Source organism: Corynebacterium sp. TAE3-ERU2, from assembly GCF_019209955.1.
GTDB classification, from domain to species: Bacteria; Actinomycetota; Actinomycetes; order Mycobacteriales; family Mycobacteriaceae; genus Corynebacterium; species Corynebacterium megadyptis.
Window position 1 is genome coordinate 221,641 of record NZ_JAHUTL010000001.1, and the last position, 21,071, is coordinate 242,711.

20 protein-coding genes are annotated in these 21,071 nt (G+C 63.4%); 7 read left to right on the forward strand and 13 right to left on the reverse strand.

Annotated elements, in window-relative coordinates; genetic code table 11:
• Positions 1-34: 34 nt before the first annotated feature.
• Entirely contained in the window at positions 35-682 is a 648-nt protein-coding gene (locus tag KRX12_RS00920) for an O-methyltransferase (protein WP_151641058.1), read from the forward strand.
• A 108-nt stretch (positions 683-790) separates the two neighbouring features.
• Here KRX12_RS00920 and glgC read toward each other — a convergent pair whose 3' ends face one another.
• Positions 791-2,008: a glucose-1-phosphate adenylyltransferase gene (gene glgC, locus KRX12_RS00925; RefSeq protein WP_218365421.1), complete on the reverse strand. Its 1,218-nt coding sequence runs from the start codon at positions 2,006-2,008 to the stop codon at positions 791-793.
• A gap of 102 nt (positions 2,009-2,110) precedes the next feature.
• Between glgC and glgA the strand changes: the two genes are divergently transcribed.
• The 3 genes from glgA to KRX12_RS00940 all read left to right on the forward strand — a co-directional run bounded on the left by glgA (position 2,111) and on the right by KRX12_RS00940 (position 5,678).
• Positions 2,111-3,283 (forward strand): glycogen synthase, encoded by a 1,173-nt coding sequence (gene glgA / locus KRX12_RS00930; RefSeq protein WP_218365422.1) that lies wholly within the window; start codon positions 2,111-2,113, stop codon positions 3,281-3,283.
• Between the two features lie 129 nt (positions 3,284-3,412).
• Positions 3,413-4,168: an acetolactate decarboxylase gene (gene budA / locus KRX12_RS00935; protein WP_218363836.1), complete on the forward strand. Its 756-nt coding sequence runs from the start codon at positions 3,413-3,415 to the stop codon at positions 4,166-4,168.
• Between the two features lie 100 nt (positions 4,169-4,268).
• Entirely contained in the window at positions 4,269-5,678 is a 1,410-nt protein-coding gene (locus tag KRX12_RS00940; protein WP_218363837.1) for a GH32 C-terminal domain-containing protein, read from the forward strand.
• 139 nt (positions 5,679-5,817) lie between these two features.
• Here the strand turns inward: KRX12_RS00940 and KRX12_RS00945 are convergent, their stop codons facing one another.
• The 5 genes from KRX12_RS00945 to KRX12_RS00965 all read right to left on the reverse strand — a co-directional run bounded on the left by KRX12_RS00945 (position 5,818) and on the right by KRX12_RS00965 (position 9,773).
• Positions 5,818-6,690: a methyltransferase domain-containing protein gene (locus KRX12_RS00945; protein ID WP_218365423.1), complete on the reverse strand. Its 873-nt coding sequence runs from the start codon at positions 6,688-6,690 to the stop codon at positions 5,818-5,820.
• A gap of 221 nt (positions 6,691-6,911) precedes the next feature.
• Positions 6,912-7,082, reverse strand: coding sequence for a DUF3117 domain-containing protein (locus KRX12_RS00950; RefSeq protein WP_151529904.1), 171 nt, complete (start codon positions 7,080-7,082; stop codon positions 6,912-6,914).
• A gap of 122 nt (positions 7,083-7,204) precedes the next feature.
• Positions 7,205-8,020 carry a glucosyl-3-phosphoglycerate synthase gene (locus tag KRX12_RS00955; protein WP_218365424.1) on the reverse strand — a complete coding sequence of 272 codons (816 nt, stop codon included), beginning with the start codon at positions 8,018-8,020 and terminating at the stop codon, positions 7,205-7,207.
• A 71-nt stretch (positions 8,021-8,091) separates the two neighbouring features.
• Positions 8,092-8,952: a dihydropteroate synthase gene (gene folP, locus KRX12_RS00960; protein WP_218365425.1), complete on the reverse strand. Its 861-nt coding sequence runs from the start codon at positions 8,950-8,952 to the stop codon at positions 8,092-8,094.
• 35 nt (positions 8,953-8,987) lie between these two features.
• Positions 8,988-9,773, reverse strand: coding sequence for a TIGR00730 family Rossman fold protein (locus KRX12_RS00965; protein WP_218363842.1), 786 nt, complete (start codon positions 9,771-9,773; stop codon positions 8,988-8,990).
• 247 nt (positions 9,774-10,020) lie between these two features.
• Between KRX12_RS00965 and KRX12_RS00970 the strand changes: the two genes are divergently transcribed.
• On the forward strand, positions 10,021-11,028 hold the full coding sequence (locus KRX12_RS00970; RefSeq protein WP_218365426.1) for a DapH/DapD/GlmU-related protein: 1,008 nt from the start codon (positions 10,021-10,023) through the stop codon (positions 11,026-11,028).
• 114 nt (positions 11,029-11,142) lie between these two features.
• A complete protein-coding gene (locus KRX12_RS00975; protein ID WP_218363844.1) occupies positions 11,143-12,516 on the forward strand; it encodes an amino acid permease in 1,374 nt (457 codons plus the stop codon).
• 128 nt (positions 12,517-12,644) lie between these two features.
• Here the strand turns inward: KRX12_RS00975 and KRX12_RS00980 are convergent, their stop codons facing one another.
• The 7 genes from KRX12_RS00980 to typA all read right to left on the reverse strand — a co-directional run bounded on the left by KRX12_RS00980 (position 12,645) and on the right by typA (position 19,900).
• Positions 12,645-13,223, reverse strand: a complete 579-nt coding sequence (locus KRX12_RS00980) for a GtrA family protein (protein WP_218363845.1) — start codon at positions 13,221-13,223, stop codon at positions 12,645-12,647.
• A gap of 133 nt (positions 13,224-13,356) precedes the next feature.
• On the reverse strand, positions 13,357-14,496 hold the full coding sequence (gene dapC / locus KRX12_RS00985; protein ID WP_218363846.1) for a succinyldiaminopimelate transaminase: 1,140 nt from the start codon (positions 14,494-14,496) through the stop codon (positions 13,357-13,359).
• Between the two features lie 21 nt (positions 14,497-14,517).
• Positions 14,518-14,835: a ferredoxin gene (gene fdxA / locus KRX12_RS00990; RefSeq protein ID WP_151549115.1), complete on the reverse strand. Its 318-nt coding sequence runs from the start codon at positions 14,833-14,835 to the stop codon at positions 14,518-14,520.
• Positions 14,836-14,864: 29 nt separating this feature from the next.
• A complete protein-coding gene (locus KRX12_RS00995; protein ID WP_218363847.1) occupies positions 14,865-15,308 on the reverse strand; it encodes a hypothetical protein in 444 nt (147 codons plus the stop codon).
• Between the two features lie 3 nt (positions 15,309-15,311).
• Complete coding sequence (mshB, locus tag KRX12_RS01000; protein ID WP_370625507.1) at positions 15,312-16,256, reverse strand: N-acetyl-1-D-myo-inositol-2-amino-2-deoxy-alpha-D-glucopyranoside deacetylase; 945 nt, start codon at positions 16,254-16,256, stop codon at positions 15,312-15,314.
• Positions 16,253-17,899 (reverse strand): ABC transporter family substrate-binding protein, encoded by a 1,647-nt coding sequence (locus KRX12_RS01005; RefSeq protein WP_218363848.1) that lies wholly within the window; start codon positions 17,897-17,899, stop codon positions 16,253-16,255. The genes mshB and KRX12_RS01005 overlap by 4 nt, the downstream gene beginning before the upstream one ends.
• A 72-nt stretch (positions 17,900-17,971) precedes the next feature.
• Positions 17,972-19,900: a translational GTPase TypA gene (gene typA, locus KRX12_RS01010; protein ID WP_218363849.1), complete on the reverse strand. Its 1,929-nt coding sequence runs from the start codon at positions 19,898-19,900 to the stop codon at positions 17,972-17,974.
• A 453-nt stretch (positions 19,901-20,353) separates the two neighbouring features.
• On the opposite strand from typA, the gene KRX12_RS01015 reads away from it, so the two are divergent.
• Positions 20,354-21,052, forward strand: coding sequence for a hypothetical protein (locus KRX12_RS01015; RefSeq protein ID WP_370625157.1), 699 nt, complete (start codon positions 20,354-20,356; stop codon positions 21,050-21,052).
• The last annotated feature ends 19 nt before the right edge of the window (positions 21,053-21,071 follow it).

Consider the following 21,071-nt stretch of genomic DNA (forward strand, 5'->3'; position numbering starts at 1 on the left):
CCGCCCTGCGCACCGCCACTTTAAAATAAGGCGCGTGACTGAGACTGCATACCGTGCTTTGACTGACTACATTCGCTCTACCGCCGTCACCAGCGAGAGCCTGCAGGCCGCAACGGAGGGCGCAGCGGAATTCGGCGTTCCCACCCTCGACGCGATCAGCGGCTCCGTATTGACTCTGCTGGGCTCCCAAGCTGCCCGTGGCGCAGAACCAAGCGCAATTGCTGTCACCCCCGCCGCCGCAGTGGTGGGCCTGCACCTCTTCGAGGGCATGGGCCCGGCGGGACATCTCACCTGTATCGACCCAGAGCTCGAGCACCAGAAACTGGCGCGCCGGAGCTTCACCGAGGCAGGTATCGCAGCCTCGCGCTTCCGCTTCCTGCCCTCGCGCCCCCTCGAGGTGATGGGCCGGCTAGCCACGAACTCTTATGACATCGTCTATGGCGATGTGGCCCCGCAGGACATGCAGGCCTTTGTGGACTCCGCGTGGCCGCTGATTCGCCCCTCCGGCATGATCATTGTGGCCGCGAGCCTGCTCGATGGCACCGTGGCCGATGAGTCCCGCACAGACCGAGACACCGCCGCCGCCCGCGCCCTCGACGAACAACTGCGCGACTATCACGATGCCCTCGTCACCCGCCTCCCCCTGGCCGGCGGTCTCAGCATCATCAGCAAGCGCCCCTAAGCCGCGAGACAAGCGTCGTCACGCATACTCGCGACGCCACAGCATAGACGTCAGCGCCTGGGCTTGTCCTCATGGGAGAAGCCCAGGCGCTGCAACGTGTGGGTCTAGCTAGACGATCTCGTTTTTGCCCACGCAGACCACGCCGCCGGGGCTGACCTTGAAGCGGGACTTATCGCGCTCGTGATCGACGCCGATGAACTCGCCCTCGCTCACCTTGACGTTCTTGTCCAAGATGGCGTGGCGCACCACCGCACCCTTGCCAATACGGACGCCGGGCATCAGCACCGCGCCCTCGACAGTGGCACCGTCCTCCACGATCACATTGTTCGACAGCACCGAGTTACGCACCGTGCCGCCGGAGATAATGCAGCCGGAAGAGACCATCGAGGATTGCGCTATGCCGCCTTGCACGAACTTGGCCGGCGGCAGGTTGCCGATCTCGGAGGTGTGGATGGGCCAGTGCTTGTTGTAGAGGTTAAACACTGGGTGGACGCTAATGAGATCCATGTGAGCCTCGTAAAAGGCGTCCACGGTACCGACATCGCGCCAGTAGCCATGATCGCGCTCGGTGGAACCGGGCACCGCATTGGCCATGAAGTCGTAGACGTGGGCGTCGCCGCGATCCACGAAATAGGGGATGATGTCTCCGCCCATATCGTGCTCGGATTCGTCATTGTCTTCATCATCCAGCAGGGCCTTGATGAGGGCCTTGGTGGTGAACACGTAATTACCCATGGAGGCATAGGTGACGTCCGGATCGTCCGGGGTAGCCGGCGGATTCTCGGGCTTCTCGAGGAACTCGGTGATATTGCCGTCTTCATCGGACTGGATGCAGCCGAAGGCGGTGGCCTCGGAGCGGGGCACGCGAATGCCGGCCACAGAGACGGACTTCCCAGACTTGATGTGCTCCTCCACCATCTGGGAGGGGTCCATGCGGTAGACGTGATCGGCGCCGAAGACGATAACGTAATCCGGTTCTTCGTCATAGATCAGGTTCAGCGACTGCAAAATGGCGTCTGCGGAACCGGTGAACCAGCGCTTACCCAGGCGCTGCTGCGCGGGCACTGGGGTGATGTACTGCTCAGCGAGGCCAGAGAGCTGCCACGACTGAGAGATATGACGGTCCAAGGAGTGCGACTTGTACTGGGTGAGCACGCAAATCTGCATGAATCCCGCGTTGACAAGATTGGAAAGCACAAAATCGATGAGGCGATAGGTGCCGCCAAAGGGAACGGCTGGCTTGGCACGGTCAGCGGTGAAGGGATACAGGCGCTTACCTTCGCCGCCAGCAAGGACAATTGCTAGAACATGTGGTTGGCGTTTCACGCCTTCCAATCTATCCCCTTTTAGGTAGACGCGCCGGAAAAGTGGGTTACCCCATACACACTTCCGCCCCCTCGCTCGCGAGGTCACACTACTGTGGGGATTATGCGAGTTGGAATGATGACCAAGGAGTACCCACCGGAGATTTACGGCGGCGCAGGCGTGCATGTGGCGGAGCTGACCCGCTTCATGCGCGAGCTCGTTGACGTCGATGTTCACTGCATGGGTGCGCCCCGCGATGAGAAGAATGTGTATGTCCACGGAGTGGATCCCGCACTCGAGGATGCCAACCCGGCCATCAAGACCCTCTCCACGGGGCTGCGCATGGCCACTGCCGCACACAATGTGGATGTGGTGCACTCCCACACCTGGTATTCCGGCCTAGGCGGGCACTTGGCGGCGCGCCTCTACGACATCCCCCATATCGCCACCGCACACTCCCTCGAGCCGCACCGGCCGTGGAAGCGCGAGCAGCTCGGCGGCGGCTACGAGGTGTCCTCGTGGTCGGAGAAGAACACCATGGAATACGCCGATGCGGTGATCGCTGTATCGGCGCAGATGAAAAACGCCATCATGGAGGCCTATCCGCGCATCGACGAGAACCGTATTCACGTGGTTCTCAACGGCATCGACCCCGAGCTGTGGCATCCCCGCCCCACCTTCGATGACAACGAGGACTCCGTGCTCCGCGAGCTCGGCGTGGACCCGAACAAGCCCATCGTCTCCTTCGTGGGGCGCATCACCCGCCAAAAAGGGGTAGAGCACCTGGTCAAGGCCGCCTCCCACTTCGATGAGGGCGTGCAGCTGGTGCTCTGCGCCGGCGCGCCGGATACTCCCGAAATCGGCGAGCGCACCGCCACCTTGGTGCGACAGCTGCAACAGCAGCGCGACGGCGTGTTCTGGGTGCAGGAGTTTTTGCCGAAGCCGAAGATTCAGGAATTCCTCACCGCCTCGGATACCTTCGTCTGCCCCTCCATCTACGAGCCGCTGGGCATCGTCAATCTCGAGGCCATGGCCTGCGGCAGCGCCGTGGTCGCCTCCGATGTGGGAGGTATCCCCGAGGTGGTCAATGACGGCGTCACCGGCAGCCTCGTGCACTACGATGCCGAGGACACCGAGGCCTTCGAGCGCGACTTGGCCGCCGCGGTCAATGAGATGGTGGCTGATCGTTCTCGCGCCAAGGAGATCGGCGAGAAGGGCCAGCAGCGCGCCGTCGAGCAGTTCTCTTGGGCCACCATCGCCGAGCAGACCATTGATGTCTACCGTTCTTTGATGTAACTGCTCGTAGCCGCAACCTTGCTCCCGCTCCAGCACGCCGCTGTGGGCGGGAGAGGTGTTTTATGGGCAGGCGAGATGGCGTCGATAAGCGTGCGGCAGCATCCTGGGAGTCGCGACTAGGCTGGGGCCATGACCCACTACCCCACACACAGCACCCAGCTCGCGCCGGTGGAACGACATACGATTTTTCAAAACTCGCTGATGACGGCGCTGCTCGATGGCATTTACGACGGCGACATGACGGTGAGTGAGCTGCTGGGGCAGGGCAATTTTGGAATTGGCACCTTCGACGCCCTCGATGGGGAGATGATCATCGTCGATGGTCAGTGCTATCAGGTGCGCGGCGACGGCACGGCCCGCCCGGCGCGCCTGGACCAGTGCTCGCCATTCACAGTGGTGACCAATTTCGTGCCGCGCATTAGCGCCCACGCGCCGAATGATATGTCGCGCAGCGATCTCGGCACCTATATCGATTCGCTCCAGCCGAGCGAAAACTACATGTACGCCGTGCGGATTAGCGGCCAGTTCCACGATGTGTCCGTGCGCACGGTCACCCGACAGGAAAAGCCCTATCGACCTATGGTGGAGGCAACGGCAGACGATACCGAGATGCATTTTGCGGATGTCTCCGGTGTGATCGGCGGGTTCCGCACCCCCGTCTACGAAAAAGGTATTTCCGTTCCCGGCTGCCACGTGCACTTCATTGATGATGCGCGCAACCGCGGCGGGCATGTGCTGGATTTCCGCGTCAAGGACGCGATTATCGAGCTCTGCCCCGCAACGGAGCTGAACCTGCGGCTGCCACTCTCCTCGGATTTCTCCCGCGCCGACCTCGCCCCGGAGAACCTCGATGAGCAGATCCACACCACGGAAGTAAAAAGTTAAGTACTATCGACGCCGCAACGCTCTACCCATTGTGAACTGGGTGTGCGCAGCAGCCAATCGGTGCCCGAACACAGTTGTCGAAAGAAACACTAGGTACGTTATGAGCCACCGCCCCGAGTTACACGTCACCGCCGAAGAAGGCATTCTCGCGGCCCCCGCTGGGGTGCTGCTGCACGACGACGTGTGGCACGTTTTCAACCAGTACAAGCCGAGCGCCTCGGCGAGCTCCCGCTGGGGGCACCAGGCCTCCCGCTCCCTGCCCTATGACTGGGACGTGTGCGATGATGTGCTCGCCACCCACGGCGACGAGGTCGAGCTGCGTGCCGGCTCGGTGATCCCCGTGGGTAAGGGCATCGACATCTTCTTCACGGCCGTCTCCGCAGACGCCACCACCATCAAGGTGGCCGAGATCGCCGACGCGGACGCCACCACCGAGACAGTGGCCGATGACATCTCGCACCTCGATAGGCATGTGGACAATGTGCACACCGTGGTCTCGGACTGCCACGGCTATTCCCACTTCCGCTCGCCCTGCGTGGTTCCTGATTGGCGCTCCACGCAACGCGATGATCACCACGGCTGGATCATGCTCGCCGTGGCCGGTTCTTCCGACAACCCTGACATTGTGGTCTTCGAGTCCGCCGATCGCCGCGACTGGAATTTCGTGGGCCCGCTGCGCTGCGTCGGCACGCCCAGCGGCGTCAGCCAGTATCAGCGCATCGTCTCTCCCCGCCTGATTCGCTTGCAGGATGAGGTGGACGAAAAGATTTATGATGTTTTGCTGCTGACCGTTGAAACCGATGGCCGCGATATCTCCGGCTATCTGGTGGGCACTCTCACCGACTCCGAGTTCAGCGTGATCACCCCCTTCACCCGCCTCGACCGGGGCCATGATTTCTCGCGTCCCCGCAACACCAATGTGGTGACCGGCTTCAACACCGACCCCGCGGCGCGCTACGCATCCAGCACCATGTTTGGCCTGATGAACGGGGTGGGGCGTGGCGACGATCCCACCACCCATCTGAGCCTGCAGCAGGAAAACTGGGCCAATTGCCTCACCCTGCCGCGCCGAGTGACCCTGCAGGGCGGCATCCTCTACCAAACCCCGCGCGCTGGGCTTCCCGACGCCATCCGCGCCTCCGAGCACGCCCGCGCCTTCATTGCCCGCCTGGATGCGCAGCCGAGCGAGGACGCCGTGGTCGATATCGAGCTCCGCGACGCCACGGGCGCCGTCGCTGCGCGCGTGTCCTATTCTTCCGATGAGATCACGCTGGATCGCAGCATGAACCCGCACCACGAGGGCAGTGTCCCCGCCGTGGCGGAGCGCAGCAGCGAAGAAACCGAGGCGCTCTCCCTCATCGTGGATGGCTCCACCGTGGAAGTCTTTGCCGACGGCGGACTGATCGCGATGGCCTCGCGGGTGTATTTCGATGGCGGCTGCCAGTCCATCACCTACACCGCCCGCCATGGCGCACGGGTGGAATCGACCATGGAGATCGAGCCGCTCTAAACCCGGCTAGCCGCCGCGGCTGGTTGCTCATCGCTTATGGGCCCGCACCCCCTATGTGTATGCATGAGGGGTGCGGGCCCAGTGCTGTTTTTTGAGCTGTACCGGCTAGTCGCCGGTTAGCTGCCAGTCATTCGCCGAACTAGTCGCCGACGCGAGCGAAGCGGGTGATGCTGGCGCGGGCGGTGATCTCCATGCGCTTGGGCAGCACAGCCACGCGCTCGGCGAGTACCTCCGGCTCGATGTGGCGCGCCGAGGGGCTCATGCCGATCTGGGCGGCGATAGAGGGCTGATCGAGGCTCATGCGGAATTCCACCAACTGCGGCGACTGCACCGGGACGAGATACTCCGACATCTCCTCGATCAGGCGCTCGGTACTGCCCTGCTCTACGTCCAGAATGCCGAGTGGCTCCCGCAGCTCACTCAGGTGCCCGGGTTCGGCGTTGAGCATCACTACGTTCCCGCCGAGCGCGAGCACACGGGCACATTCCGCGGCATTGTGCGGGGCGAAGATCAGGGTGAGGGCGTGGATGGAGCGATCGAGCAAGGGCAGGCGCTCTAAAGCATCCGCGACCACGGCGCCGACGCGCGAGTGGGAGTGGGTGAGCTTTTCCGCGGCGGGAATAGAGACGTCGATGCCCACGCCGCGGGAATCATCCACTGCATCCAGCGTGTGCGACAGATAGTAGCCCGTGCCGGCGCCGATCTCGCACAAGGCGGGGGCGATATCGTTGCCCACTCCCGCGTCCTCGAGGGCCTCATGCACACCCTGGGTCACGGCCTCCACGAATGGTGCGTAGTGCCCCTGGGATAAAAAGGTTTCGCGATCCGCCACCATCTGGGCGTCATCGCCATCATGGGCCAGCCGGCCATTCGCCGCGAGGGTGACAAAGCCCTCGGCAGAGACCTCATAGCTACGCCCCGTCGCCGACACCAGGCTGCGGTAGCCATCGTGGGACACCAGCGGGGTGCCATCCACAGGGTCGGCGAGGAGGTCACTTACATCATCGAGCACGGCTACCGCCTATCTACATCTTTGTTCGGTTCAACTGCGCCGCGCGGCAACATCACCGCACGCAATGGTTTACGCAGCATAAGTAGTGCATACAAGGAATCCTCCTCGCTGCACTGGGCACAGAACATTTTTGCCCATGGTACAACCAGGAGGAGGAGCACCCAAACTTCACCCGTGGCCGTGCCGAGCACGAACGCTAGGGCGAAGAAGGAAGCGGGAGGCTAGGCCTCCGCAACATCAAGAAGATGGTGGCCAAGCTCGGCTGCTTCATCCTTGCTCAATTCCACCACCAAGCGGCCGCCACCGTCAGCGGGGATCCGCACCACGATTTTCCGGTTTTCTTCGACAGCTTCCAATGGTCCATTCCCCGTGCGCGGTTTTTGAGCAGCCACGATAAGCCTTCCACTATGACAAAAAATTGTTACAACTACCCATACATCCTACGCCGTAGAACGCGGCCATGCGTTGCTTTTGTCCGGTGTACTCAGCCTTGAGCCGCTCACAGTGGGCCAGCTCACGGTGTGGTGGGCATGCTGTGCGCCGCAGCGTCGCTACTCGCGACGCCGAGCGATTCCAGTGGCGGCCGGCTGGCACACGAATCACGCTCGAGCAGGACTCGGGCCACGCTATCGGCGGTATGGGCCAGCTGTTGCAGCGGACGATGCTTGTGGCGTTTGACCCCCAGATCCGCCTCGGCAATGGCGGCGGGGCCGAAGCGTGCTGCGATATCGAGCACAATTCCGATTTCCACGCCGAAGTCAATGATGAAGGAGCAGGCGCGGGCACTCGAGCGACGCAGGGCATACTCCCCCGCCAAGGGCTGGGAGATGTGGCCGAGCTCGGGGTGCAGAATCCGCAGCAGAGGTTTGGCGGTGAGCTCGGTGACGCGGCCACCGCCGTGTGGGTCCTCGCCGAGTGGTCGCCGATAGGCGGCTTTGACGAGGTGGATCCCAGGATCGGCCAGCGGCGCGAGCAGGCGCCGGACGAGGTGCGGTGGCGGATTCTGTAGATCGGCGTCCACAAACACCACATAGTCGCCTCTGGCGGCGGCAAGCCCGCGCCAGAGGGCCTCGCCCTTGCCGGGGTGGGGCGCAATAGCAGGATGGATCTCGCGCCAGTTAAGCACCCGTGCTCCCGCGGCGGCGGCACGGGCGGCGGTACGATCTTCGGAGTCGGAGTCGATGACGATGATCTCTGTTGGATCATCTTGCTGTACGGCCGCGATCACTTGGGCCACGGTGGCTTCCTCGTTGAGGGCAGGAATCACCACCGAGACGCTGGCGCCGCCGAGGTGCTCGGAACACTTAAGGGGCGGCGCAGACGGAGTCATATGTCTCGTTATATCAGGAGCGTGGCAGCAGCATCGATTCGCGCGCATCTATCTAGCGCGGGGCGTGCCGCCTAGATCAACCCTCGTTGCGCCCGCACCGGCGCCATATCGCCGGAGATCGCGGCGACCATGCGGCAAACATCCACGGTATCGCTGACTTGGTGGACCCGAAACGCCGCCACCCCGTGCGCTGCGGCATGCGCTGTGGCCGCGAGGGTGCCAGCTACCCGCTTATCCACGGCACGGCCGGTAGTCTCGCCTACAAAGTCCTTATTCGACAGCGCCATGAGCACCGGCCAGCCGGTAGCCACGACCTCATCGATGCGGCGCAAAAGCTCAAGTCCGTGATAGGTGTTCTTGCCGAAATCGTGGGTGGGATCAATCAACACCTTATTCTCCGGTACCCCGCACGCCACGGCCCTCTCGGCGAGGGCACTGGTCTCAGCAATCACGGCGTCCACCACATCGTCATAGCGCACCCGGTGCGGGCGGGTACGCGGCTGCTGCCCGCCCGTATGGGAGCACACATAGCCCACCTTCTTCTCCCCGGCGAGCTCGACCAGCTCCGAATCCACCCCCGCCCACGTGTCATTAATAAGGCTCGCGCCGGCTTCCACGGCGGCGCGCGCCACCTCGGTGCGCCAGGTGTCCACCGAAATCGCTATCTCGGGGTGGCGCTCATGGGCGGCGGCAATGATCGGCACCACCCGGTCCACCTCTTCCGCAGCAGAGACGAACTCGCCGGGCCCCGCCTTTACCCCGCCGATATCGAGAATCGTGGCTCCTTCGCCAACGACGCGGTCGATGCGGGCGAGGGCGGCGTCGTCGCTAAACGTGGCCCCCTGGTCATAGAAGGAGTCGGGGGTGCGATTGATGATCGCCATCACCGCCGGCAGTGGGCCGGGCCGAAACGCGGGGGACAAAGCGGGCATGAGGATCTCTCTCGTGTGCTCGGGTCTACCCTGGGCTAGGCCTGCGGCGCCGCGGGCGGCTCGGCCAAGCCGAACTCACTGTGCACGCGGGTGATGTGCTGCACTGCTTCGTCTATGTCGTCGGTGATGATGAAGCGATCGACATCGTCTTCGTCAATAAAGCCCTCCTCGATCACCCGGTCCAGCATCCACTGTTTCAGCGGCGCCCAAAACTCGGTGCCGATGAGCACTATCGGATAGTTGGTGATCTTGCCCGTCTGGGTGAGCACGAGCGCCTCGAAAAGCTCATCCAAGGTGCCGAAGCCACCGGGCAGGCACACAAACGCCTGGGTGTACTTGAAGAGCATGGTCTTGCGCACGAAGAAATAGCGGAAGTTCAGGCCCAGATCCACCCACTCGTTGAGGTGCTGCTCGTGCGGCAGTTCAATGCCCAAACCCACGCTCAGCCCATCGGCATCGCTGCAGCCACGGTTCGTGGCCTCCATCAGGCCCGGGCCGCCGCCGGTAATGACGGCATAACCGGCCTCCGCGAGCGCCGCGCCGAGCTTCCGGCCCAGGACGTAATAAGGATGATCGGGCGCGGTGCGGGCAGAGCCAAAGACCGTCACCGCCGGCGGCAGCTCCGCCAGGGCGCCGAAGCCCTCGACGAACTCGGACTGGATGCGAAGCACCCGCCAGGGATCGGTGTGCAGCCAGTCCGCGGCGGCGGAGTGATCCAAGAGCCGTTGATCGGTGGTGGACTCCTGCGGGGACTGCTGCCGCATCAATACCGGCCCGCGGAGGCCACGGCGGGGCGAGTCAGGGGTGGTGTCGCTGGTCATATGCTCATCCATTCTTCGCTTCAGACATCTGTTTGTAGCTGTTCACACTAGCCGTTGCGCGCGAACACGGCGTGGGATTACACCACGGGCACACGCAGTGCGCTGCCAAGGCTACCCCGCCCTACCGCTGTGCGCAGGAGGCGGCATTCTGCTTTCATTACACCGTGGCGATGGCGTGTCTGGGAGCGCCGCGGGCCGAACCCTGCCCATACTTAAGCCGCAGCAAGCTGAAGGTAGGATGAGATTCATGCTCACACATGGTGCCACTGCAGTGGGAATTGCAAATATCGCGATGGATGGGACTGTTCTCGACACCTGGTATCCCCACCCCGAGCTGATGATGGACGCGGACTCGCACACGCTGCCCTCGAGTTCCGGAACCACTCGCCTCGGTGCACATCGACTGACCCCAAAAATGCTGTCGCTGGTGCGTATCGACGAGGACCGCATGGTGGAACAGGTGGCGGTGTCCACCACCATCCGCGATCTCTCCCAGCCGCCGCTCGATGCCCACGATGTATTCCTGCGTCTGCATCTGCTTTCGCACCGCATTGTCCGCCCCCACGAGATCAACATGGATCGTGTGCTCGATCTCCTCTCCACTGTGGTGTGGACCAATAAGGGGCCCTGCCTGCCCGATAATTTCGAGTTCGTGCGCACCTCCCTGCGTTCCCGCGGCCTCATCCATGTCTATGGCGTCGATCGGCTGCCCCGCATGGTCGACTATGTGGTGCCCTCTGGGGTGCGCATCGCCGAGGCCGAGCGGGTCCGCCTCGGCGCCTATCTCGCCCCCGGCACCTCGGTGCTGCGCGAGGGCTTCGTCTCCTTCAACTCCGGCTCGCTGGGGCCGAGCAAAATCGAGGGGCGCATGTCCTCCGGCACGGTGATCGGGGAAAACACCCGGGTCGGCTTGGCCGCCACCGTGATGGCCGGGCGCAGCGAGACCAATCCGCGGGTGCCCACCACCATCGGCGAGGACTGCGTACTCGGCGTCAGCTCCGGCGTCATCGGGCTCGATCTGGGAGATCACTGCAGCATCGGTAATAACGTGGTGCTGGAGCCACACACCCCCGTTCTCTTCTTCGACGGCGCCCTCCCCCAGCCCGGCGCGTCCATGGAGCAGGGCCGGTGGGGCACCGCCGCGGACATGGCCGGTGGGAGCAACTGGACCGTGCGCTGCGCAGCAAGCGCCGGCACGATCGTCGCCTCCCAAGCGCCACAGCAGGCAACACCGGGCTATAACAGCTTTAGCTAAGGGGCTGATCAGCGGCCGAACGGGCAGCATCGCGCCAGCGTGCTACCCCTTATGTGATGGGGCGGCTGGCAGAAAATGTACCGAGCGGTACAGAGTGTAATACGCTAGCTAACCATGACTACCGTGGACACAGCTGAGAACACACTCGGCTCAGGCTTAAAAACCCGCCACCTGACCATGATGGGGCTCGGCTCCGCCATTGGTGCGGGACTCTTCCTTGGCACCGGCGTGGGCATCAAGGCCGCCGGCCCGGCGGTGCTCTTGGCCTATATCGTGGCCGGCATCATCGTGGTGTTTGTGATGCAGATGCTGGGCGAGCTATCTGCTGCCCGCCCGCGCTCCGGCTCTTTCTCCGAATATGCGGAAATGGCCTTCGGGCACTGGGCTGGCTTCACGCTCGGCTGGATGTATTGGTTCATGCTCACCATGGTGATGGGCGCGGAGATGACCGGCGCAGCCGCCATCATGGGCTCGTGGTTTGGGGTGGCTCCCTGGATCCCGGCGCTCGTCTGCGTAGTATTCTTCGCCATCGTGAATCTGGCCGCGGTGCGCGGTTTCGGCGAGTTCGAGTTCTGGTTCGCCTTCATCAAGGTCGCCGTGATTATCTTCTTCCTGATCGTCGGCGTGCTCATGATTATGGGCTGGCTGCCCGGCCACGAGGCCGTAGGCTTGACCAACTTCATCGACGCCGGCTTCGCCCCTAATGGCATCTCCGGTATTGCCGCCGGCCTGCTGGCTGTGGCCTTCGCCTTCGGCGGTATTGAGATCGTCACCATCGCCGCAGCAGAGTCCGAAAAGCCCCGCGAGTCCATTCGCGTGGCGGTGCGCTCGGTAATCTGGCGTATCTCCGTGTTCTACCTGGGCGCAGTGCTGGTGATTACCTTCCTGCTGCCCTACTCCCGTATCGGCGGCGCCGATTCCGCCGCGGATTCTCCCTTCACCATCATTTTGGGCATGGCGAATATCCCCGGCACGGTGGGCTTCATGGAGGCCGTGATCGTGCTGGCGCTGCTCTCGGCATTCAACGCCCAGATCTACGCCACTTCGCGCTTCGTCTACTCCTTGGCGCAGCGCGGCTACGCGCCGAAGGCCTTCCGCTCGCTCAGCGGCACTAACCAGGTTCCCACGCTCGCGGTGATCCTCTCGGTGATCTTCGCTTTCGGTTCCGTGGCCCTGCAGTGGTGGAACCCCGCGGGGCTTTTGGAGTTCCTCTTCAATGCTGTCGGCGGCTGCCTCATCGTCATCTGGGGATTCATCGTCGCCAGCTATCTCAAGCTGCACCCGGAGATGGAGCGCAATAAGGAAATCTCGGTCCGCATGTGGGGCTATCCGTGGCTCGGCTGGGTCACGCTCGCCATGCTGGCGGGGCTGACCATCCTCATGCTTTTCGACGCCTCCTCCCGCCCCCAAGTCAGCTCCGTGACGGTGCTGACCCTGGCGCTTGTCGCCCTGTCCTTCCTCACGAAGGGTTCGGCGCGAAAGAAGTAACTACGCAGCAGAGTGTGGGGGCATAAGCCCCTGTTGTCCGCCACACACAGCACACCCCGAGACGCCGCATATCCAGGCATCTCGGGGTGTGGTGTATCTGTGCAGTTCTGTGAGGCGTCCCCGCCCGGCTAGACCGGCGCCTGCTCCAGCACCACCCGTGTTTTTCTAAAGGTCCACAGCTTATTCACTACGAAATTCACGGGCATGGCCACCGCCGTACCGGCTAGGGCCGCCCAGTAGAGCTTGGTGCGCAGCCCCGTGGAGCCATCGAAGATATCCGAGGGCAGAGCCACGGGCGACTCTGGGTTGATAAGCAAGGTGGACACTACCTGGGTGACTACCAGCGCCCCGAGCCCGGCGATGAGGAAGGGGATGAACTGCTTCAGCCAGGAGGGCCGGTGCGAGGTGCGGAAGGTCCACATGCGGTTGAGCTGGAAGTTCGACATATTGGCCACCAGGAAGGCGATGGTCAAGATGATGTGGAACCAGCGGATGTGAAACTGGGTGCCCAGCAGGTTCATGGCGGCGTCTTCTTCGTGAATACCGAAGCCACCGTCGAGGATTTTCTTCACGACCACCACGGTGAGGAAGTTCACCACAACGCCGGAGGCGCCGACAATGCCAAACTTGAGGAATTGCCGGAAATTGCGGCGATAGCGTGAGGCCCCCGAACCGCTGCGCGGCTGGGCTACCTGGTGGTTAGTCACTACTCTCTCCCCTAGCGAATGCCATGTTGAATACGGCTCAGGCGGGTATCCACCCGCTGGTGTTCATCCAGAGTTTACCCGCTGCATGCCGCAGAATAGGAACCCTTCATAGGCCCCTAGCGCGGGTAATGGCCTAAGCCGGCGCTCGGCCGAAGCCTCCCGCGAGGCGCCGTGCCGCCGCCTCGATCGCGCTATCGCTGGCAGTGATAGATAAGCGCACATGGCTGTGGCACTGCTCGTTATCGCCATAGAAGGTGCCCGGCGCGGTGATAATTCCGAGATCCGCGAAGGCCTCCACGGTCTCTTGGGCGCTGCGCCCTTGGGTGACCCAGAAGTACAACCCCGCCTCGGAATAGTCCACCTGCAGCCCCGCGGCGTCCAGGGCGGCGCGCAGTGTTTCGCGGCGGCGGCGATAGACCTCGTACTGCTGCTGCTCGTGCTCCTCGCTACTCAGCGCGCACACCATGGCGTGTTGCACCGCCCAGGGCAGCGATAGACCGCAGTGCTTGCGCACCTCGGCCACCTCGCCCAGCAGGCCGCTATCGCCGAAGATGAAACCTGCGCGATAGGAGGCCATGTTCGAGGTCTTCGACAGCGAATGAATCACGATGAGGTTCTCGAGGCTCTCCCCGCACACCTCGGGATGGGCGATGGAGCGAGCCCGACCGGAATAGTCCAAGCCGAGATAGCACTCATCGGAGGCAATAATCGCCCCGGTCTCGCGCGCCCACGCCACCAGTTCCTTGAGTTCGGCGGCGCTACGGACACGGCCGGTGGGATTCGATGGCGAGTTGATATACACAAAGTCCGCATCGGAGGCGGTGATATCCGCGACTTCTTCGGCCACCACGACGCACGCCCCACACAGCCGCGCGGCGATATCGTAGGTGGGATAGGCGATCGCCGGTACGGCGATGCGGTGCTCGCCGCCGAGGCCCAGCAGCCACGGCAGCTGGGCGATGAGTTCTTTGGTGCCGACCACGGGCACAATCGCGGCCGCGGGCACGGGCTGTATGCCATAGCGGCGGTGCAGTGACTGCGAGATAGCGTCGATAAGCGCCGGAGTGCCGAGGGTCGGCGGATAGCCGGGATGGGTGGCGTGGGCGCGCAGGGACTCGGCGATGGGCTCGGCCACGGGATCGACCGGCGAGCCCACTGTCAGGTCGATGGCTCCCTCGGGGTGGGCGTGGGCGCGCTCGATAATGGGCCCGAGGCTATCCCACGGGAAGGCGGGAAGGCGACGGGCCAAGGGCTGGCGGGAACGCGCGGTCACGATGAGAGCCTCCCTGAACCTTTAAGCCTGGGGAGGTAGCTCGGAGACCAATGGCGGATCGAAGTCTTGGGCGCCGAGCTTGGCAGCACCGCCGGGCGAGCCGAGGTCATCGAAGAAGGCGGCATTGGCGTCGTTGTAGTCAATCCACTCATCCGGCACATCGTCCTCGTAGAAAATAGCCTCCACGGGACACACCGGCTCGCAGGCGCCGCAATCCACGCACTCATCCGGGTGGATGTAGAGCGAACGCTTGCCCTCGTAGATGCAGTCCACCGGGCATTCTTCCACGCACGCCCGGTCCATCACGTCGACGCAAGGCTGAGCGATGGTGTACGTCATGTGAGCTAACTCCTGAAAATGTGTGACAACTATGGTTGTGTGGTGTGCGCATCGGGGCGCGGGGGCCGCGGGCTTTTCTGCCACAACGGCATGAGACCGCCCGCGATTCCAGCAGCAAGTAACAACACCGAGCGCAAACTAGACCCGACAAGCATATCCCCAGTCACCGACACCGAAAAAGTTAGGATCATATAACCTGACACCCACACGATCGCCGGTACGGCCGCCGCGAGCATGTTCTCCGTCCACAGTCGCGCCGTGCGGGTCAGCACCGCCGTGAAGAAGAAGGCGATCACGATGGTGTAGGGAAAAGGAATCGAGTTCCCGCCCGGCAGTGTGATCCACGTGCCTAGATAGACCACCTCCAATAGCACCGACACCAGCGATCCCACCGATAACCACAGGAGGCCGCCGGCGATTTCACCGGTGCTGTGCTCGGCGTAGGTGTAGCGCTGTGGATGGCTGAGCTGCATCGCCTAGTCCTCCTTCCCACAGTGCGGGAGTTGGGCCAGTTCATCCTCGCTGAGCACATGGATCTCATTCACCTCATCGAACACATCCGTGGCCTCGCGCGGCAGCTCTGGCCCCGCACCAATTTGATAGCTTTCGCTCGCCGTCACCGGCTGGGCAATGAGATTCGATAGCGCAAACACAGGAGTATCCGCCTCGGCCTGCGCGGGCACCGGGTTGGTGGCGCTCACGGAGCCATCGGCGATCCAAATCTGGGTAGCGTGGGCCTTCATCGCCGCCACCTTCTGGGCCTGCTCCGCAGGGCTCAGGGCCAGGCGAATATCGGCGTGCTCGACCCGCGCGATCTCCGCATCGGCGCGGCGCCACGTCTGGGGAATGGAGCGGATTCCCGCGAAGCCGGCCTCGAGATCCTCCTCCAGCGTCACCGCCCACAGGATGCGGATGTGCTCCGGGGCGGCCCGATGGGTGATGGTATGCGCCGCGATGTGATCTGGGTGGCCATAGCCGCCGTCCGGGCCATAGGTGATCAACAGCTCAGGGTCGTACTCGGCAATGAGCTCCCGCAGCTGCTCGGTGGCCTGATCCAGGTTATTCACCAAGGCCCGCGGGTGCGCCGCGGAGGGATCGCCGGCCATACCAGAGTCTCGCCACTGCCCCGGGGCGCCGAGGTGAATCCCGCGCACCCCAAGGGCCGCCAGCGAGTCCTGGAGCTCGCGGATACGGAACCCGCCCAGCTGATCGGAGTGCTCGGCGACTAAGTTCTGGTAGGGCTCACCGATCACCTCTCCCTGTTCACCCAGGGTGCAGGTGACCACGATGACATCCGCGCCGCGGCGCGCCAGATGGGCGAGGAGCCCGCCGGTCCAGATGGCCTCATCATCAGGATGGGCGTGGACAGCAAAAACGGTGACGCCATTTAAGGGCATCTCGGACTGCACAGTGGTGATCATGGGGTTTCGGTGTTCTCCTCAGGGGTGCCGATACGACTGGGACCTAGGCCTTGGCGCACGCTCCAGCTGGCGGCGCCGGCGAGTCGCCCAGCATAAGGATCAACGGGCCACTCAGCGAAAGTGGAGGCGGGGCCGATAATACGCGCCCCTGCCGCATCAAGGCGGATGGTATAGGACAGTGGGTAGGTCAGGATCTCGCGGTTTTCCACCGACCGCACCGCCTCGGTGGCGGCGGTGCCGTCCACTGCGCCGGCGAGATACTCGCGCAGTGTGGCGTCGAGATCGCTATCGCATAGCTGCGACACAGCCACTCCACATAGATAGCGGGTCGCAAGCTCGATGGGGGCTTGCTCCGTGCGGGAGTGGGTGACAATACCGTCGATATGCCCCTCGGGCATGAGGGTGCTAAAGAGCTCGGCGGTGGTTGTCAGGATCACGTTCACATCGATGCCCTGCTGCGCGGCGAGATCGCTGATAGACCGCGCCGCCGTCACGGCCTCGTCATCGGCGGCATCCACGCCGAGCACGACGGAGCGGCCCGTGGGCAGCGCCTCCGGCTCTATCTCTGGCTGTGGGAACTCGCTGGGATCTGCCAGCCCGAGATGCGCACTTCGGCCGGTGGCGAGCTTGGCCACGAGGGGGGCGTCGATAAGCCTCATGAAACCGGCCCGCCTAGCCGGGGTGCTCAGCGTGGGGGCCTGGGTGTTTAACACCACGTCAAGACGGCGATGATAGACGCGGGTGGCGGTCTCTACCCCGGGCACGAGCTGCAGGGCGGGCTCGGTTGTCTCCTCCAGCGAGAGGTCGGCCAGATCCATCTGACTGCGGCGCATCATCTCAGCGGCGCTACCGGCCGAGCGAATCTCGCGGAAAATGAGTCTTTCGATCTTCGCGGGCTGCAGTCCCCAGTAGCGATCATTCCGCGACAGCACCACCTCACCGCGCTGCCTGTCAATGGAGGAGACTTGATAACGCCCGCCGGAGACCGGCATGGTGTTGGCCAGAACGCGGTCGAATCCATCGGTACCGGTGAGGAAAATATGGCTCGGCAGCAGGTGCGTGAACAACCTCTGCCACTGCTCCACGCGGTGGCCGAAGTCCACGGCCACGGACTTGCCGCCATTGCTGACACGAATACCGGAGATCTGGCGATAGCCAGCGGTGTCTGTCGTGCCTGGGGTGGAGACGATGGATTCCCACAGGTATTGAAAATCGGAGCCGGTGATGGGGGTGCCATCAGACCATTGGGCCGCGGTGCTGATCTGATAGCGCACCGTCTGCACCGCATCGCCGACCGGTTCTATCTCCTCGGCGCTGGTGAGCAAAGAGGAATTGAGCTCACCGCCGACGAAGGCGCTGGGCAACACCAGCGCCGCCATGGATTCCACAAAAGGTGTGGAATCGGCGATCAGATGCGGATTAAAACCGTTGAGCAAAGGATCCATGCCCACGATGATCTTGTTGCGCTCAGCGGGATCGATATCCTCGGGGCGCTCCGGCGGCGTGGAGGAGGACGTGGTACTGATCGTCCGCTCCACTTCCTCCACCGGCGGCGGGCCCGGATTGGCTGCACAGCTGGCAATACTGAGAGCGACGACCACGCTGGTGCAGCTCAGCGAGGCACGGCGAAGCACATTGATCACCCTCATGAGTCTAGCGGCTAGGCCGGTGCGGCCGAGAAGTCGCGCTAGGTGTTGCGGGCTACTTGTTGCGAGCTACTTGTTGCGGGCCTTCTCGCGGGCGCGGGCGCGGCCACGGTCGGTGGCAGAGAGAATCACCTTGCGCACGCGGATGCGCTCCGGGGTGACCTCCACGCACTCGTCCTGGCCACAGAACTCCATGGCCTCGTCGAGGGAGAGCACATGCGCCTTCGCCAGGGTAAAGGTGGCGTCCGCCGTTGCCGAGCGCATGTTGGTGAGCTTCTTCTCCTTGGTGATGTTGACGTCCATGTCCTCATCACGGTTGTTCTGCCCCACAACCATGCCCTCATAGGCCTCCATTCCGGGCTCCACGAAGAACTGGCCACGATCGGCCAGCTGCATCAGCGCATAGGTGGTGACCTGACCGGAGCGATCGGCCACCAAGGAACCGGAGGCGCGGTCCTTGATCTCGCCGGCCCAGGGGCGGTAGCCATCCGAGTAGTGATTGGCAATGCCAGTGCCCTTGGTGTCGGTCATGAACACGGTGCGGAAGCCGATCAGACCGCGGGCGGGCACCTCGAATTCCATGCGCACCCAGTCGCTTCCGGTGGTGTCCATGGACATCATGATTCCCTTGCGGCTGGCCAGCAGCTGGGTCACAGCACCCTGGTACTCGGCGGGCACGTCGATGACCATGTGCTCGAAGGGCTCGTGGATCTTGCCGTCGATGGTCTTGGGCACCACCTGGGGCTTGCCGACGGTGAGCTCGAAACCTTCACGGCGCATGGTCTCCACCAGCACGGACAGCGCCATCTCGCCGCGGCCCTGCACCTCCCAGGCGTCGGGACGCTCGGTGGGCAGCACGCGCAGGGAGACGTTACCGATGAGCTCCTGCTCGAGACGGGCCTTCACCACGCGGGCGGTGAGCTTATCGCCACCGCCGCGGCCGGCCATCGGCGAGGTATTCACTCCGATGGTCATGGAGATCGCCGGCTCATCCACAGTGATACGCGGCAGCGGGGTCGGATTCTCCACATCCGCGAGGGTGTCACCGATCATCACCTGATCGATACCGGAGATCGCCGCGATATCGCCGGCGATAACCTCCTTGGCGGGCACGCGCTGCATGCCCTCCGTGGAGAGCAGCTCGGCAATCTTGACGGTCTTGGTGTGCTGATTGCCCTCATCGTCGTAGTGAATCCATGCCACCTGCTGGCCCTTCTTCAACACGCCAGCGTGGACGCGCACCAGGCCAATACGGCCCAAGAACGAGGAGGAGTCGAGGTTGGTCACATGGGCCTGCAGCGGGGCGTTGATATCGGCCGAGGGCTCGGGCAGCACATCGTAGAGCACGTTGAAGAGCTCCTGCAGATCCTTCGCATCCGGCACATTGCCATCACCGGGGTTTTCGGTGGAGGCGGTGCCGGCGCGGCCGGAGGCGTAGAGCACCGGCAGATCCAGCAGTGTCTCGGCGGCCGCCTGGGCTTCCTCGTCCTCCAGAGTGGAGGCGAGCTCGAGCAGCAGGTCCTGGGATTCTTCGACCACCTCGTCGATGCGGGCATCGGGGCGGTCGGTCTTGTTCACGCAGATAATCACCGGCATCTTCGCCGCCAGGGCCTTGCCCAGCACGAAGCGGGTTTGGGGCAGCGGGCCTTCGGAGGCGTCGACGAGCAGCACCACGCCATCGACCATGGACAGCGCCCGCTCCACCTCGCCGCCGAAGTCGGCGTGGCCGGGGGTGTCGATGACGTTAATAATGAGATCTTCGCCATTCTTGCCCTGGCCCACACGTCGAATGGAGGTGTTCTTGGCCAGAATGGTGATGCCCTTTTCCTTCTCCAGATCACCGGAGTCCATCACCCGATCGGCGATCTCTCCGTGGTCACCGAAGGCACCGGATTGTTCGAGCATGGCGTTGACGAGGGTGGTTTTGCCGTGGTCAACGTGTGCGACAATGGCGACGTTTCGGAATTCGGTGCGCGCGGTAGTGTTGTTTTCGCTCACGGGCTTGTGTGTACTCCTGCAATATAGATGGTGATCGCGGCGCGCAGACGATGAAGAAGGGAACGCGCCTATCGCCTTCGCGTCATACGCGGGCAACGACTAGCCGAGTGTACCCCCTTTTCCGGCGATACCACATCTTTTAGAGTAGATTGTAACGAAATGGCAACAAAAACCTATCTATTCCGACAGTGACACATCCTCTTATGCCTTCACAGAGTGCGGTAGCTACTGCGGCCGTTGCGCGTGACGACGCCGCCCCGGGGCGGATACCCCGCAGGCCCGAGCCTGTTCCGTCCGTGGCTGCGACGATGATAGTGAACACAGGCCTAGCCTCACTCTGAGAAATGTATTAGTGTTGTGACTGTTGTGACTAATGTGGTTTAAGTGAAGTCTGTGGACTAGAGCTTTGTGCCCGTCGCATGTACAGCTTCCAAGAAAGGACACTGAAACCCCGTGAAACTCCGTACCCCGATCGCCGTCGCCTGCGCTGCCGCCCTGACCGTTGGCGCCACGCTCTCCGCCCCGCTGGCCACCGCGCAAACCAGCTCCGATATGACGGTTCCCGTCATCACCAATCCCCAGCTGATCGACGATCTCGGCCGCCCCTCCCCTGAGGTACTGGCCCAGGCCCGCGCTTTCGCCAACCAGCCCTTCATCCCCGAGCAGCTGCGCGATGCCGTGATCGCCGCCGTGGAGTTCTACGAGGGTGGCCACTCCCCCGCGGGTGCACCGCTGCTGCAGCCGGAGAACACCCCCGAGTTCACTCAGTTCTACTGGCCCACCATCGCCGGCTCCTGCATCGGCGGCGAGCACACCGCCGTGGGCACCGCCATCGCCGTTCCCGGTCCGGCCGATCTGCCGCTGCCGGGTGTTCCCGCCGATGAGGCCGGCTTCGTGTTTACCGCGCTCGGCACCCCCGGCCTGGCTGCAGAGCAGCAGGACGCACTCAACGTGCACTGGATGAATATCGACACCCTGCAGTTCGGCACCTCCCGCCTGGACGATGGCGGCCTCAACCCCGACGGCCCCGCCACGCTCAACGGCACCGCAGCCACCGGCAAGGGCACCATCATCGCTGTTCTCGAGGGCACCGTGAATACCTCCGAGACCGCCTGCCACTTCGCCCCCACCGCCGCGATCTTCACCGTCTAAGAGCGACTGCGCAGGTATC